The sequence below is a fragment of the Proteus sp. G2618 genome (assembly GCF_009915995.1).
In the GTDB taxonomy this organism is placed as follows: Bacteria; Pseudomonadota; Gammaproteobacteria; order Enterobacterales; family Enterobacteriaceae; genus Proteus; species Proteus terrae.
The window spans coordinates 112,472-126,939 of sequence record NZ_JAABNI010000011.1 but is presented as its reverse complement, the minus strand read 5'-3'; the positions used below and the strand labels follow the sequence as shown (position 1 = coordinate 126,939).

The window sequence follows — 14,468 nt, the reverse complement described above, 5'->3', positions numbered from 1 at the left end:
ACTTTGGGATAGGTGTATGAATAAACGACTTATGGCGGTACTTAGCATTAGTGCCGTACTTGCTTTATCAGGATGTCAAAGTAACAGTGGGGCGGATCCCCGTTTAAAAAATAACAGCGATATGGAATTTTTCAGTAAATCAGGTATTACAGCTTGTGCAGGAGGGGCGGCTATCGGTGCATTAGGCTGTTTAGTCTCAAATTCGAGCAATAAAGGCGCATGTATGCTCATTGCGGCAGTCGCTGGTTGTGGTGTCGGTATTGGTGCCAATGCCTATTTAGATAACAAACGCCAAAACTATGCTTCTAAAGAATCGATGCTCAATTCGATGATAGACGATGTGAAAAAAGAAAATCAGCATCTACAACGAGCATCAAATACAGCAAGAGCCGTTATTAATGACGATAAGAGAGCACTGGCGAAAATTGAGCAAGACATGAAGCAACAACGTCTCAATAAAGTCGCAGCTGAGAAACAACTGAAAGGTATTGATGCCAATATTGTAGCACTGCGCTCTCGCTTAGCGGATATGAAAAAACGCGAAGCTGAATGGCGAGATATCGCAGCACAGAGTCGCCAAGATGGCCTAAAAACCGCTCAACTTGATAAGCAAATTGATGGGATGAAGAAACAAGTGGCCTCTTTACAAGAAGAACTTGATAGCCTTTATACTCAGCGTACAGCAATAAAACTTAGTTAACGTTAAAAAGGATGATAATGAAATTTTTACCTCTTTCTCTTGTTGGTATGACATTACTATTAAGTGGTTGTGTCACCAATCCCGCTGATTGTGATCCAACAACCGGTGATGTTAGTATAATTACTAAGTTTAATTGTAATTATTCAGGGACTTATGACAATCGTATTGAGCAAAAACAAGCTATTCTTGCTAATGAGAAAGCATTAAATACTGAGTTTAGAGCAGTTCTTGCTGCTATCGAGAAAGAAAAGCAACAAACTAATGCCTCTCTCAAGAGTAAGCAAGCAAGTCAACAAGCTTTAAATCAATCAATGAATAATCTGTTAAATCAAATTCGCCAAAAAACGAAAGGGCAAAATGATATTCAAAAACAGATCAATGAAATTGATAGACAAATGAAGGCAGCGCAAAATAATCCTTCAAAATCAGTCATGCAAAAGCAACTTGAATTAGATAATTTACAAAATCAAGTAATTAGTTTGCAAAGTGATTTAGGGCTTAAATAAACCTAAAAAGGCTCTCTATCATTATTTAGAGAGCCTTTTCTTTATTTTTATTCTTGTCTTTTATATATTCTCATAGTGATTTATATTTATATAATATAATTAACAATATAATATTGATAATAATTAACGGATCACTTTAATAAAAAAGCCTTATTTCAATAAGAGTGCTCTTTTTTATTCCATTAAAAACAGACACATTATTATAATCCCTTCCGCTTAATAGCGTGTTCTTATTATTTTACTTATGGGATATAACTAATGAAAAGAAAATTACTATCAACTTTATTTATAACTGGTTTATTAGCCACTTCCTCTGTTTATGCTCAAAACGATTTTAAATTAGAGAAAACCACACTTTCAGCAGGTTATGCACAAGTCAAAATGGCAGGCCAAAATCCAATGCATGGAGGTGTTTTTTCTATTCGCCAAGAAATCAATTCACAATTTGGTATTTTAGCAACAGCTACTTATGCTCAAAATGAATACGACTTAAATAAGCCGGTTAATACTTTCTTTAAAGACGTAAATGCACGTTATTACTCTGTTATGGCAGGCCCTACAATACGTCTAAATGATTTTATTAGTGTTTATGGAGCTGCGGGTATGAGCCAAATACAATTTAAATCTGAAAGTTCAGAATTAAAAAAACTAAAGAAAAATGCATTTAGTTGGGGTGCAGGTTTAATCGTTAACCCAGCAGAAATGGTTTCTATTTCTCTTGGATATGAAAATAGCCGTTTTAAATTTAAAGATGCCGATAGTAAAATTATTTTAGATGGCTTTATTGCCAATATTGGTTATCGTTTTTAAATAAACTTAAGCACATATTATTTTATGGTATGTGCTTTTTTATTAAATTATAATTTGATTTTATATTATGATAAAAAAAATATTATTAATATATTTACCTTTGTTTTTATTTTTCACCTCATCACTCCATGCAAAAAATAGTGATACACTCATCTCTGCTGGCTACGCTTATATTAAAATAAAAGATTTACCTACTGCGAACGGAATAAATATTAAATACCAATTTAATCCCAATACTTATAAAAAAACCTCTCTTCAATTTTCAGGAACAATGGCACAGAAGGCATTATCTCATAATGGCAGATTACGTTATGCATCACTTACAATGGGCCCAGCTTACTCATTAACACCTTTTGTTGAACTATACGGTATTATCGGGGTAAGTGGTGTGAGTTACCAAACATCAGAAAACATCAATAAAGATAATTCTTCTAAATCAGTAAGTTGGGGAACAGGTATCACCTTAACATCACCACAAAATATTACACTTACTTTAGGCTATGAAGGCAATTATTTCAAAATGGAAGGAAAAGTCCATCCAAGCAAAATATTTATCTCCAGTATTGGTTATCGGTTTTGATTTTATTTAAAATAAAAATGCCTCTACTTTATAAAAATAGAGGCAAAATAATTCAAAAAGACCCACACCAGGGCATAACACAGACACCGATTGTCTAAAAACCCACTACATTAAATCTTGATACGTTCCTAGCTGATAACCTCTTTCCAAAATCGCATGCTTTAATGCGCTATCTGTTAATACTTCAAGCTCTGTTAAACGCTGAAAACAATAACCACTTGCACGCAATGGATTATCCACAAAAGCAGGATGTGTCATCACTTCAATAGAATGTTCATGACGCGCTTTCGATTCATCAAGCACCTTTAAAAACAATGCTTGAGTGATTTCATCTCCATAAAATTGACTATCAAAGCCATCACTACTAATCACACCTCGAGTATCAATTCCTTCTTTATGTGCAAGTGGCCTATCAACTCGCATCGGTAATGATTTTTCTTTGGCAAACTCCGCCACAATAGGGAAAATTTGCTTAAACATATGCACATGATGGTGACTATCAATATGGTCTGGAGCACAACTAAAGATCTCAATAAAACGCTGATATTGTGCGTTAAGCTCAATACGAATTTCATCAAGCGGTAAATCACCCTCTTCTGCCATTTGCCACACCCATTTTCCTAATACACCTTCACGCGTTAAAGAAGGTAAAGAAGACAGCGGTTTACCCATCGTCAAAGTAAAATGAAGCCCAACACCTAAACCGGGCAATTCATGGCGCAATTGTGCTGCGTGTTCAATTCCTTCGGCATTGACAAGTGCCGTTGTTGAACTAACAACACCATGACGAAAACACTCTGCAATGCCATAGTTTTGGCCTTTACTAAGCCCAAAATCATCCGCATTCACAATTAATAAACCAGCCATTCTGTCTCCTTATTACTTATTTTTCTCTACCGGCAATTAATGAGAGACTTTTTCTAACACAGCAATCGCTTTAGCAAAATTCGGTAGATGTGCCTTATGCGCTAATAACATTTCACGCGTAAGTACTTCTGCATCTTTATCTGAAAGTACCAGTGGTGTTAAGTTCATTGCTAATAAAGCATCATTTAATTCGCCACTAATAGCCGCTTTACTCGCCGCGATTTCAAAAGCTTTGATGGTATGAATTAATCCCATCACTTTTTCATCAAAATGCGTTAAACGTGGATGAGGTTTAGCGCCATCACGCCCTAAAATAGCCGTTACTTCAATTGACCAATCTGCTGGAATATTATCGATATGGCCATGATGAGGAATATTCACATAATGCTCAGCTTGTTTATCATTATAAATAGCGTTAATCACTTCACAGGCTGCGTCAGAATAATAAGCACCACCGCGTAATTCCAGCTCTTTCGGTTTGATATTTAAATCAGGATCTTTATACAATTCAAACAGTTGTTTTTCGACTTTTTGCACCACTTTAGCGCGAGCACCACCTTTATAGTATTCCCCCATCTCAATCGCCAACATCTCTTTTTGCTTGAAGTAATACAGCAAATAAGAGCATGGCAGCATATTAAGAGAGCGGATCAATCCTTCACTAAATGGTAGGTCGAAAATATTTTTCACAGAGCCTGCAGTTAATGTTCCTGAAGCCACACCGTCTAATAATTCAGGAAAACGGGATTGACCATTTACAATGACATCTTTAATAAACACCATATGATTTAAGCCAAACAAATCGATAGAGAGTTCATCTTTTTCCGTCAGCTTCAGAACATCTGTAATAAACATCTTCATACCGATTGGAATATTACAAACTCCAATAAATTTCTTAAAGTTGGTATGACGATAAACCGCTTCTGTTACCATACCTGCTGGATTAGTAAAGTTAATGATCCACGCATTAGGGCAAATTTCTTCAACATCTTTAATAATATCGAAAATAACAGGAATAGTGCGCAAACCTTTAAATAGACCACCCGCACCATTGGTTTCTTGTCCTAAATAGCCATGACTTAAAGGAATAGATTCATCAAGCTCTCTTGCTTTCAATTGACCAACACGCAATTGTGTTGTGACAAAATCAGCATCTTTTAATGCTTCACGGCGATTAAGTGTTTTATAAATGGTTAAAGGAATACCTGCTTTTTTTACCATGCGTTGGCAAAGCTCAAAAATAATATCAAGCTTCTCTTTCCCTTCTTCAACATCCACTAACCATAACTCTGTGATTGGTAGTTCATGATAACGCTTAATAAAACCTTCTAATAATTCAGGCGTATAACTGCTTCCACCACCAATGGTAACAACTTTTAATTTATGACTCATAAAATACTCCCATACAGCGTAATAGTGCTGTTATTTGTGTATTAATGGCGAAATTAAGGCGTAAAGAGCCCTGAAGAAAATAAGCTTATTTTCTTCTTTCTCTCTATTTTCAATAAAATTAATCTTTATTGTTGATTAATTTCTTACGCTTAATAATGAATTAGTTTGTTTCTTTAATACTGCACAAATTTTTTCGATAACTATTTGGCGTCAACGAAGTTATTTTCTTAAATGTCTTAATAAATAAACTTGGACTACTGTAACCAGCATCAAAAGAAATATCTGTTATCGAATAGTTTGTAATTTCCAATTGTTTTTTCGCAAAATTAATTCGAATATCATGAATAATTTGCATTGGTGTTTTATCGTAATAACGCCGAGTTGCTCGGGTTAAATATTCTTGTGATTTTCCTGATAGCATTACCATATTAACCAGTGCATTTTCGCCAAATTTTTGTTTGTCATGCATCTCGCTAACTGTGTCTCTTAGCCATAAAGGAATATCATCTTGTGTTCTATTTTCTCGATGGTGTCGTAATCTATTCACCACATTAAAGGTGACAATTTCAATAAATTCATTAAATTCGGTATGGCGGAAATTTAATGAGCCAATAACCGATTCAATATAGGAAAGAAACTCATTTTTTAATTCATAAACTTGCGAAGCAATAAAATAAGAAGGCAATAACGAGAGATAGTGCTTATCAAAAAAGGCTTTACTAATACCCACATTTAAAATGCGAGTTGCCCCAAAATCATAAAAACTTTGATGATGAGAGCCTATGGGGATAAAAACAAAATCACCCCGCTCTAATAAAACCTTTTTACCATTAATCTCTTGATAATAGCGCCCTGTTAATACAATGGTGAATTCATAATAATCATGTTGATGCAATCCACTGACACTTTCTGTTTTATTATAAATAAAGACATGAAAGTTTTTGCCATTAAATAGCTGATCTTCATAGACCATGCGTATTTCGCTTTGTGCTCTCAATGACTCCACCACAGTATTCATCTTATTTTATCTTCTCATGTAACTCGATTAATTCTGTCACTAACTCTCTGGCTAACATCGATGTCATTAAATGATCTTGCGCGTGGACTAATACCAAGCTGACTTTGGTTTTGCCAACACCTTGGTCATCACCAATTAAACGAGTCTGTATTTTATGCGCCTCATTTAATGCTTCACGAGACTGTTCCATTAATTTTCTAGCGCCATCAAAATCACCTTCTTTGGCTTTTTTTAATGCGCCATAAGCCACACTACGGGCTTGGCCAGAATTAATGATAAGCCCCATGATGATCTCTTCAAATTCATCATCAGTTGCACTGCTATCAACGGCATTTTCAATATCTAACATCATATTTCCTCTTTGACACTGGCAAGTGCAGAGAAGCCTCTGCACTTGTGTTTTCTATCACTTAAAATTTCAATGCATTGGCAATATCTTCTTCACTTTCTTCTTTTTCAATTTCAGTTTGAGCTTTATTTGAAATAATCACGAAAGGAAGATAAATCAGTGTGGCAACACCCAAGTTAAATAGTGCTAATAACAGTGCTGCAATACTGCCGTTAGTGTTAAAGAATGCACCTAATCCCGTTGGCATCGTCCATGGCGCTATATTTGTTACTGGTGGGATTATCCCTAAGTAATAAGCCGTCACAGTAATTGCGGCAAGAATAGGCTGAATAAGAATAAAGGGAATAAACATCACTGGGTTCATGATAATAGGCAAACCAAAAATAATCGGTTCATTAATTTGGAATAAACCTGCTGGTAATGCCAGTTTTGCCACTTGACGATGATCGGCGCGACGAGATGCGATAAAGATAGCCAGAATCAGCCCCAGCGTTGCCCCCGTCCCCCCTAAGAAGATAAAGGAGTCTAACATCGGTTTGGCCCAGAGATGGAATGTCTTACCTGCCGCTAATGCAGCTTCAACAGAACCGTACTCTGTATAAATCGCAATATTCTCTAATGCCCATGGTGTCATAATGCCACTATCAAGCGCTGTCAGCGCTAGTGAACCATGAATACCAAAGAACCATAACAATGATGTGAAGATAACATACGCCCAACCCACTACAGAGCCTAATGAAGCTAAAGGCGTTGAGATAGAGTCCAAAATAACTTGGTGGAAATGTGTTTCATAATGTCCTAATCCCCATGAAACAATTCCCATAACAGATAAGATAATAAAACCAGGGATTAAGGCCGAGAATGAACGTGAAACAGAAACTGGCACGCTATCAGGTAAGCGGATCACCCAATTACGACGCACAATAAAGGTAAACATTTCAGCCACAACAAGACCGATAATAATACCTGAAATAACATTCGCACCCCCTAACCAGTTGGCGCCAACAGCATACGCCCCCCCAGCATTATAAGGTGTGACAGTCATAAAAGCAGCGATAGAGAGTAACCCAGCCGCGATAGGATCGACCTTACGCTCTTCGGCTAATCCCATACCGATAAAAAAGGGTGTCATTAATGACATGATACCCAATGTTCCGTTATAGACATTCCCCCCAATGGCTTTAAAACTATTGAGTGTTTCTATTGTTGATGCATCAAGGCGGATACCTAAAGAATAAAAAAAGGAGCCCTCACCAAAACTAAGAAAAACGTTATTGATAAGTACAAACATTGCCCCTGCAAGGGTTAACGGCATTAAACGAATAAAACCATTTTTAATCGCATTAACGTGAGGTTGCTTTCCAATTTTAACCGCAAAAGGAAGGAGTACCTTTTCAAGTGAACCAATAAACTTACTCATAGAAAAATACCCTTAAAATGCCGCTAATTGCTCGGCTTGCTGAAAAATTCGCTCTTTGACTGAAATAGAAATAATAAAAAAATAAAAAATAAAATTAATTTGTTGTTGCAGATGCTTTTTTAATAGAGGCGACAGCGGCTTTTAACACACTTAAGCCATCTACTTTTCCGTATAACAAAGAATCGATCACTTCGACCGGTTTATTCGGGAGTAATTTTTGGATATCAGGCAACATCCAACTAATTTGTGGACCAAGTAAAATTAGATCCGCATCCTGTCCTTTTTGTGCCGCTAAGGTTTCAGGAAATGCTTCAATAACCACAGGCACTTGATATTTTTCTGCTTGTGCTCGCATTTTGGTCACGAGAAGAGATGTTGACATGCCAGCAGAACAAAATAAGTAAATATATTTCTTTTGCATAAAACCCTCTTGAGTTGGCAACGATTTACCCTAGAGATAACAAGGCTTTCTCTTGTGCATTCATTACTGTGTCAGTACAGAAACCGAAGTAAGATTAAAATAAGGATTGTTTCTGCTTGAATGAAGTATACGCAATGATACTAGCTAACGATATTTCTTAGTGGTTCAGAATTGTCTCTCCTTGACCTGCTCTTTTGACACTCTTCACAAATTGAGCAAATAATCTTAAGAGTTCTTTCACGTCACAAAATTTGTTCTTTATTTTCCTTTAATGATCTCTCACAAGATTTCGCCATTTTAGTCAAGTTAATCCTTTATTATTATGAGAATGTGAATTAGTATCATTACTCTTTATGTTTTTGATGGTATTATCGCCTTCTTTGTGGATCGACATTTAAGCCACTGCTGTAAAGATCCGTGTTATTTCGTGTTGCAACAATATGGGAAAGAGAATGTTTAAAAAGTCATTAAGCCCACTGTTTTTACTGCTTTCTTCACTTGTTATCGCAGGTTGTGATAACGCTCAAGACGCATCAACAGCACAATCAGCGGAGAAACAAACTCTCACGATTGAACATTTCCAAGGGACAACTGAAATCCCTGCACACCCGCAAAAAGTGGTTGTGATGAATATGGAAACCCTTGATATTATTGATGCATTAGGTGTTTCTATTGTTGGTCTTCCACAAACGAATGTTCATTTACCAAAATTCTTAGAGAAATACACCAATCCGAACGACTATATCAATGAAGGTGCTTTATTCGAGCCAAACTATGAAAAGCTCAGCACAACAGCGCCTGATTTAATTTTAAGTGGTAGTCGTGCTCGTGATGCGTATGCAAAATTAAGTGAAATTGCACCTGCGATTTCAATGGATATCGATCCGAAGCGTTTCGTTGAAAGCCTTGCTGAACGCACCACAACATTAGGTCAAATTTTTGGCAAAGAAGAACAAGCTAAAAAATTACTGGCTGATTTCAATAGCAAAATTGATACCGTAAAAGCCAAAACACCAGACGCAGGTAAAGCAATGGTGGTTTTAGTCAGTGGCGGTAAAATTTCGGCTTATGGCCCAAGCTCTCGCTTTGGCTTTATCTATGATGTATTAGGTTTTGAACCAGCTTATGTTTTTGATAGCCCAGGTTCACACGGCAACATTGTCAACTCTGAATTACTGTTAAAACTTAATCCAGATTGGCTGTTTGTCATTGACCGTGATGCAGCAATTGGTCGTGAAGATTCACAACCAGCTCAACAAGTTCTTGATAATGCACTAGTTAGAAAAGTAAATGCTTGGAATAAAGACCAAGTTATCTATCTTGATGCAAGTTCCATTTATATCTCTGGCGGGATCCAAACTTACTCTCGTTTAATGGATACAATTAATCAGGCCTTGGATCAAAAAAATAAAGTAACTGAATGAAAACGTTCCATTTATCATTGGGGATAGGGGTTATCGCTATCCTCTCAATGATCAGTCTATTTGTCGGCGCAGGAGATATTACTCCTGCTTCGCTTTTTACTGATCCCGATATGCGCGATATCTTCTTTATCAGCCGTGTTCCAAGAACTCTATCATTATTACTCGCCGGTGGAGCCATTAGTGTTGCAGGATTGATTATGCAACTGCTCACCCAAAACCGCTTTGTCGAACCTTCTCTTGCCGGAACAACGCAATCTGCAAGTCTTGGATTATTAGTCGTCATGTTGCTCTTTCCAGCGGCAGGCATCTTCACCAAAATGATGGTCGCCACTGTTTTTGCCCTGCTTGGTACTTTGTTGTTTATGTTGCTTCTGCAAAGGATCACCTTAAAAACGACATTAATAGTGCCTTTAGTGGGGATTATGCTTAGCGCTGTTATCGGTGCGTTGACTATCTTTTTAGCGGTTTATTTCGATTTATTGCAATCTTTAGACGCATGGACAAGTGGCGATTTTTCAAGTGTATTACAAGGCCGCTATGAGCTGTTATGGCTTGTCGGTGCGCTGGCAATCATGGCGTGTTGGGTTGCAGATAGCTTTACGGTTGCAGGAATGGGGCGAGAGTTCTCTATTAACGTGGGACTGAATTACCGCAAAGTCATGATAATAGGATTATCGATTATCGCGCTTATCAGTGGTGTTGTGGTTTCTGTTGTCGGTGCATTGCCTTTCCTAGGTTTGATTGTGCCCAATTTAGTGAGCTTAGTGATGGGGGATAATATCCGTAAAACTATCCCTTGGGTTTGCTTAAGTGGTGGCGGGATTGTTTTACTGTGTGATGTGATTGGTCGCCTTATTCGCTACCCATTTGAAATTCCGGCCAGTGTTATTTTAGGGGCTGTCGGTGCCATTATTTTCCTTTTCTTACTACTAAAGCAGCAACGTTATGCAAAAAGTTAATTCATCCATAATTAGCAAATGTACTGGCGCTGTCGAACATAAGAAAACGCGCCTCTCCCCCATGTCTCGTATCTGGTTATTATTAGGGGCATCGTTATTATCCATTGTGTTATTTATGACGATAAACCTAAATGGCAATATCTCTTATATTCTGACTCACCGCGCTTACATTATTCTCACCATGATTGTGGTAGCTTTTGCCGCAGGTGTTTCGACTATTCTGTTTCAAACCATTGCCAACAACCGCATTTTGACACCTTCACTTATGGGGTTAGAAGCCCTATTTGTATTGCTACAAACCGTGTTTGTCTTCTTTGAAGGTGATATGCCTGCATCGTGGATGCTGAACCTATCAAAGTTCTTCTTAGAATCGACATTGCTTGTACTATTTTCCGTTGTACTCTACCGTTGGCTGTTTAGCTCTGTACGCTTTAACATTAATTTAGTCCTAATGATTGGGATTATTTTAGGGACTCTATTTCGCAGTTCCGCCACATTATTACAACGCTTGATGGATCCCAATGAGTTTTCCATCTTACAAGGCCGCATGTTTGCCACCTTCACCCGTGCCACGCCTGATCTTATCTTTTGTGCCTTAGCGATTATTGTAGTTGTTGGTGTTTTACTTTGGCGTATGCGTTATAGCTTTGATGTGATGGCATTAGGGCAAGCGAATGCCATTAACCTTGGTATTAATTACCGCAAACAGACCACTTATATCCTGTTGCTGATTTCTGTTTTAGTTGCGGTTTCTACCGCTTTAGTTGGCCCATTAACCTTCTTGGGTTTAATTGTGGCTAACCTTGCTTATCATATCAGTGGCAGCAGTCAGCACCGTTTCTTGATGCCTGTAGCCTTCTTACTAGGTACTATCGCTTTAATCGGTGGGCAACTGGTTTTAGAGTATGGCTTAAAAATGACAGGAACACTTTCTGTTGTGATTGAGTTTGTTGGTGGGATGTTCTTTATCTATTTGGTGTTAAGAAGACTTTAATATGATTGAAATCAGCAAAATATCAAAACGTTATCAAGACACAACCGTTCTCGATAATATAACAACAACAATTCAGCGTGGCGGTATTACTTCGATCATTGGCCCTAATGGCGCGGGTAAATCCACATTACTTTCTGTTATTGGACGTTTATTAATACCTGAAAGTGGCATGGTCAGTGTTAACGGCATGGATGTTGCGGCAACAGATAGTGACGTACTGGCAAAAAGCCTTTCAATACTGCGCCAAGAAAATCAATTCGTTAGTCGTTTAACCGTAGAAGAATTAGTCGGTTTCGGGCGTTATCCCTACAGCAAAGGACGTTTAACGCTTGATGATAAGAAAATAATTGATGAGTCATTAGCTTTTTTAAATCTCACTGAATTTCGTCATCGCTATCTCGATGAATTATCGGGCGGGCAACGCCAACGCACTTATGTGGCAATGGTGCTATGCCAAGATACAGAATATGTCATGCTTGATGAACCACTGAATAATCTTGATATGAAACATGCGGTAATAATGATGAAACTTCTGCGAAAAGCCGCAGATGAATTAGGAAAAACCATTATTATCGTTATTCATGATATCAATTTTGCCTCTGTTTACTCTGACTATATTTTAGCCATGCGTAACGGACAATTGTATTATCACGGTTCACCCAAAGAGATCATGAAAGCGGATATTATCGAAGATATTTTCGACACCCCCGTTAACGTTAAAGAGCTCGATAATAAGCTAATTGCTATGTATTACTAATGCCATTTAGCCGATTATCTTCAATAAAAAGCATGTTGTTCTTCTCATTAACAGCGTGCTTTTTTATTGCTTTTTACCTTGCTGAAGTAACTCTGAATCAATATCTTCAAAGATAGATTGCCATTCGTTATCATCAATACCCATTAGTCCAAAATAACGCAATAAAAAGGTGCCTTCTGTCGCTAAAAATGCCAATCGTGCACGTTTTCCCGCTTCTGTTGTCGTATCTACACCCGCTAATCGTTGTTGATACCACTCTTTAGTACTTTGTAGATATTCTGGAGTTTGTAGCAATGCCGCCATCAAACTCGCGCCTTTGGCAAAAGAGACTTTATCGTGATGATGAGTCGCATGAATATGTGCTGCAACACGATTGTCAGGCGAATTATCATTTTTAACTATCTCGTTAAATTGAGTTTCATAACTGCCTTCCCAATGTTCAAACATAGCATCAATCATCGCCTCTTTACTGCTAAAACAGTATTGAACCCCCCCTTTAGAGATCCCCATTTTTTTTGCAACGGTATCAATCGTTAACGCTGCGGCACCTTGTTCCATAACGATATCGAAGATCGCTTCTAATAATTTTTCTCTATCAATCGTTCTTTGACGTCCCATAAAAAACCTCTTTTCAATACGGCTGTATGGATTTATATTGTAGCCGTTAGTAAAAATAATACACATAAAAATAACTGAGATTTCTATGATAAAAGATTATAAACGTTGGATAGTATTACTTTTGGTATCTAGCATGCTGTTTCTCATTGTTGTTGATGTCACAGTGCTTTATACCGCATTGCCACGTTTAACTCATGATTTAAACGCCAGTGCATCAGAAAAACTTTGGATAATGAATGCCTATCCATTAATTGTTGCTGGATTATTACCCGCAGCAGGTATGCTCACAGATAGGATTGGTCATAAAACATTATTTATTAGTGGATTACCGCTATTTGCACTCGCTTCATTGTGTGCGGCATTTTCACCTTCGGCTACCGCTTTAATCGCCTCTCGAGGCTTTTTAGCCGTGGGTGCTGCAATGAGTATGCCAGCAACACTATCAATAGTGCGCCAAGTTTTTAGCGATCCACAAGAGCGTGCTATTGCGATTGGAATTTGGTCTGCTGTTGCCTCAGGCGGTGCGGCGTTAGGGCCCTTAATTGGTGGTATTTTATTAAATAACTTTTGGTGGGGCTCCGTCTTTCTAATTAACGTTCCCATTGTTCTTTTTGTACTACCGTTTTCTTTTTGGCTTATCCCTAAATTTTCAGGACATGGTGATCATAAAATTGATTATTTAAGCTCAGTACTAATTTTAGTGGGTTTGATCAGCGCCATTTATGCCTTAAAAGAGATAGGAAAACCTTATACACAGTGGAGTGAAGCCACAATTGCCACAGTGATTGCAGTGATCTTTCTCACTCTATTTACCTTGCGTCAGCGTACACAAACTCACCCAATGATTGATTTTGGGTTATTTAAAAACCGCTTTTTTAGTATCGGTATTTTAATGGCGGTGCTTTCTATGGTGATCATTGTAGGTATTGAATTACTGCTCAGCCAACGCTTACAGCTTGTCGCAGGTTTTACCCCACTTAATGCAGCATTAGTGATCTTACCTATTCCTATTGGCTCCGTACTTGCTTCTCCATTAGCTGGCTATTTCTTAGTGCGTTTAGGAGAAGTTCGCTTAATTATTGCCGGATTTATGCTTACTTTAGTGGGAAACCTGTGGTTAATTGCCGTTTACCAAACTACATCGCCAATGGTGTTAATTGGTAGCTTGTTCTTAATCGGCTTTGGTTTAGGTATTATTTTTACCACTGCATCAACTTCAATTATGTTGAGTGTGGCAGATAAACAAGCAGGAATGGCAGCCTCCATTGAAGACGTGGCTTATGAGCTTGGGAGCGTGATTGGCGTGACATTTATGGGCAGTTTGATGAGTACCGTGTACACTTTAAAGCTCGTACTACCTGACTCATTAGCTATCAACGATGCGGCCTATGACAGTTTAGACGAAGCCCTGATTGTGGCAGAGGAGTTACCAAATGATGTGGCTTCTCTTGTGATATCTCAAGCAAATTTAGCTTTTGATAATGCTTTTTTTGTTGTATTAATTGCCACGGCTATTATGACTGCATTAAGTTTATTCTTTTTGCCTTATTGTTTACGTCATACTGTAAGAAAAAAAACAATTAACCATAATTCACTATTAGATCAATAGGATAAATAACCTCACGCATCACCATGGTACGTGAGGTTATTGAT

General features: G+C 37.8%; 16 protein-coding genes. 9 read left to right on the top strand and 7 right to left on the bottom strand.

What is annotated here, in order from left to right; all coding sequences use genetic code 11:
* The first annotated feature begins 16 nt into the window (after positions 1–16).
* From GWJ01_RS04355 to GWJ01_RS04340, 4 genes are all read left to right on the top strand, one after another.
* Positions 17–700 (top strand): hypothetical protein, encoded by a 684-nt coding sequence (locus tag GWJ01_RS04355; protein ID WP_109395096.1) that lies wholly within the window; start codon positions 17–19, stop codon positions 698–700.
* Positions 701–717: 17 nt separating this feature from the next.
* The gene (locus GWJ01_RS04350; protein ID WP_227003118.1) at positions 718–1,206 is read left to right on the top strand and encodes a hypothetical protein; all 489 of its coding nucleotides are present in this window, start codon (positions 718–720) and stop codon (positions 1,204–1,206) included.
* A gap of 258 nt (positions 1,207–1,464) precedes the next feature.
* Positions 1,465–2,016: an Ail/Lom family outer membrane beta-barrel protein gene (locus tag GWJ01_RS04345; RefSeq protein ID WP_109401627.1), complete on the top strand. Its 552-nt coding sequence runs from the start codon at positions 1,465–1,467 to the stop codon at positions 2,014–2,016.
* A 67-nt stretch (positions 2,017–2,083) separates the two neighbouring features.
* On the top strand, positions 2,084–2,596 hold the full coding sequence (locus GWJ01_RS04340; RefSeq protein ID WP_161710743.1) for an outer membrane beta-barrel protein: 513 nt from the start codon (positions 2,084–2,086) through the stop codon (positions 2,594–2,596).
* Between the two features lie 105 nt (positions 2,597–2,701).
* Here the strand turns inward: GWJ01_RS04340 and chbG are convergent, their stop codons facing one another.
* The 6 genes from chbG to GWJ01_RS04310 all read right to left on the bottom strand — a co-directional run bounded on the left by chbG (position 2,702) and on the right by GWJ01_RS04310 (position 8,063).
* Positions 2,702–3,463 (bottom strand): chitin disaccharide deacetylase, encoded by a 762-nt coding sequence (chbG, locus tag GWJ01_RS04335; RefSeq protein WP_109401628.1) that lies wholly within the window; start codon positions 3,461–3,463, stop codon positions 2,702–2,704.
* A 36-nt stretch (positions 3,464–3,499) separates the two neighbouring features.
* Positions 3,500–4,855, bottom strand: a complete 1,356-nt coding sequence (locus GWJ01_RS04330) for a 6-phospho-beta-glucosidase (RefSeq protein WP_161710742.1) — start codon at positions 4,853–4,855, stop codon at positions 3,500–3,502.
* A gap of 160 nt (positions 4,856–5,015) precedes the next feature.
* Complete coding sequence (gene chbR / locus GWJ01_RS04325; RefSeq protein WP_109395101.1) at positions 5,016–5,873, bottom strand: transcriptional regulator ChbR; 858 nt, start codon at positions 5,871–5,873, stop codon at positions 5,016–5,018.
* A 1-nt stretch (position 5,874) separates the two neighbouring features.
* The gene (gene chbA, locus GWJ01_RS04320) at positions 5,875–6,222 is read right to left on the bottom strand and encodes a PTS N,N'-diacetylchitobiose transporter subunit IIA (protein ID WP_088494268.1); all 348 of its coding nucleotides are present in this window, start codon (positions 6,220–6,222) and stop codon (positions 5,875–5,877) included.
* 61 nt (positions 6,223–6,283) lie between these two features.
* Entirely contained in the window at positions 6,284–7,642 is a 1,359-nt protein-coding gene (gene chbC / locus GWJ01_RS04315; RefSeq protein ID WP_006534492.1) for a PTS N,N'-diacetylchitobiose transporter subunit IIC, read from the bottom strand.
* A gap of 94 nt (positions 7,643–7,736) precedes the next feature.
* The gene (locus tag GWJ01_RS04310) at positions 7,737–8,063 is read right to left on the bottom strand and encodes a PTS sugar transporter subunit IIB (protein ID WP_161710741.1); all 327 of its coding nucleotides are present in this window, start codon (positions 8,061–8,063) and stop codon (positions 7,737–7,739) included.
* Between the two features lie 452 nt (positions 8,064–8,515).
* Between GWJ01_RS04310 and GWJ01_RS04305 the strand changes: the two genes are divergently transcribed.
* From GWJ01_RS04305 to GWJ01_RS04290, 4 genes are read left to right on the top strand one after another with little or no spacing between them, the layout of a single operon-like run.
* Positions 8,516–9,487: a siderophore ABC transporter substrate-binding protein gene (locus GWJ01_RS04305; protein WP_072064961.1), complete on the top strand. Its 972-nt coding sequence runs from the start codon at positions 8,516–8,518 to the stop codon at positions 9,485–9,487.
* Positions 9,484–10,446: an ABC transporter permease gene (locus GWJ01_RS04300; protein WP_109401630.1), complete on the top strand. Its 963-nt coding sequence runs from the start codon at positions 9,484–9,486 to the stop codon at positions 10,444–10,446. The genes GWJ01_RS04305 and GWJ01_RS04300 overlap by 4 nt, the downstream gene beginning before the upstream one ends.
* Positions 10,433–11,440, top strand: coding sequence for an iron chelate uptake ABC transporter family permease subunit (locus GWJ01_RS04295; protein WP_109395103.1), 1,008 nt, complete (start codon positions 10,433–10,435; stop codon positions 11,438–11,440). The genes GWJ01_RS04300 and GWJ01_RS04295 overlap by 14 nt, the downstream gene beginning before the upstream one ends.
* 1 nt (position 11,441) lies before the next feature.
* Entirely contained in the window at positions 11,442–12,197 is a 756-nt protein-coding gene (locus GWJ01_RS04290; protein WP_161710740.1) for an iron ABC transporter ATP-binding protein, read from the top strand.
* 63 nt (positions 12,198–12,260) lie between these two features.
* On the opposite strand, the gene GWJ01_RS04285 is transcribed toward GWJ01_RS04290, so the two are convergent.
* Positions 12,261–12,815 carry a TetR/AcrR family transcriptional regulator gene (locus GWJ01_RS04285; RefSeq protein ID WP_109395105.1) on the bottom strand — a complete coding sequence of 185 codons (555 nt, stop codon included), beginning with the start codon at positions 12,813–12,815 and terminating at the stop codon, positions 12,261–12,263.
* Between the two features lie 85 nt (positions 12,816–12,900).
* Here GWJ01_RS04285 and GWJ01_RS04280 point away from each other — a divergent pair, with 85 nt between their 5' ends.
* Complete coding sequence (locus GWJ01_RS04280) at positions 12,901–14,424, top strand: MFS transporter (RefSeq protein WP_109401631.1); 1,524 nt, start codon at positions 12,901–12,903, stop codon at positions 14,422–14,424.
* Positions 14,425–14,468 lie beyond the last annotated feature (44 nt).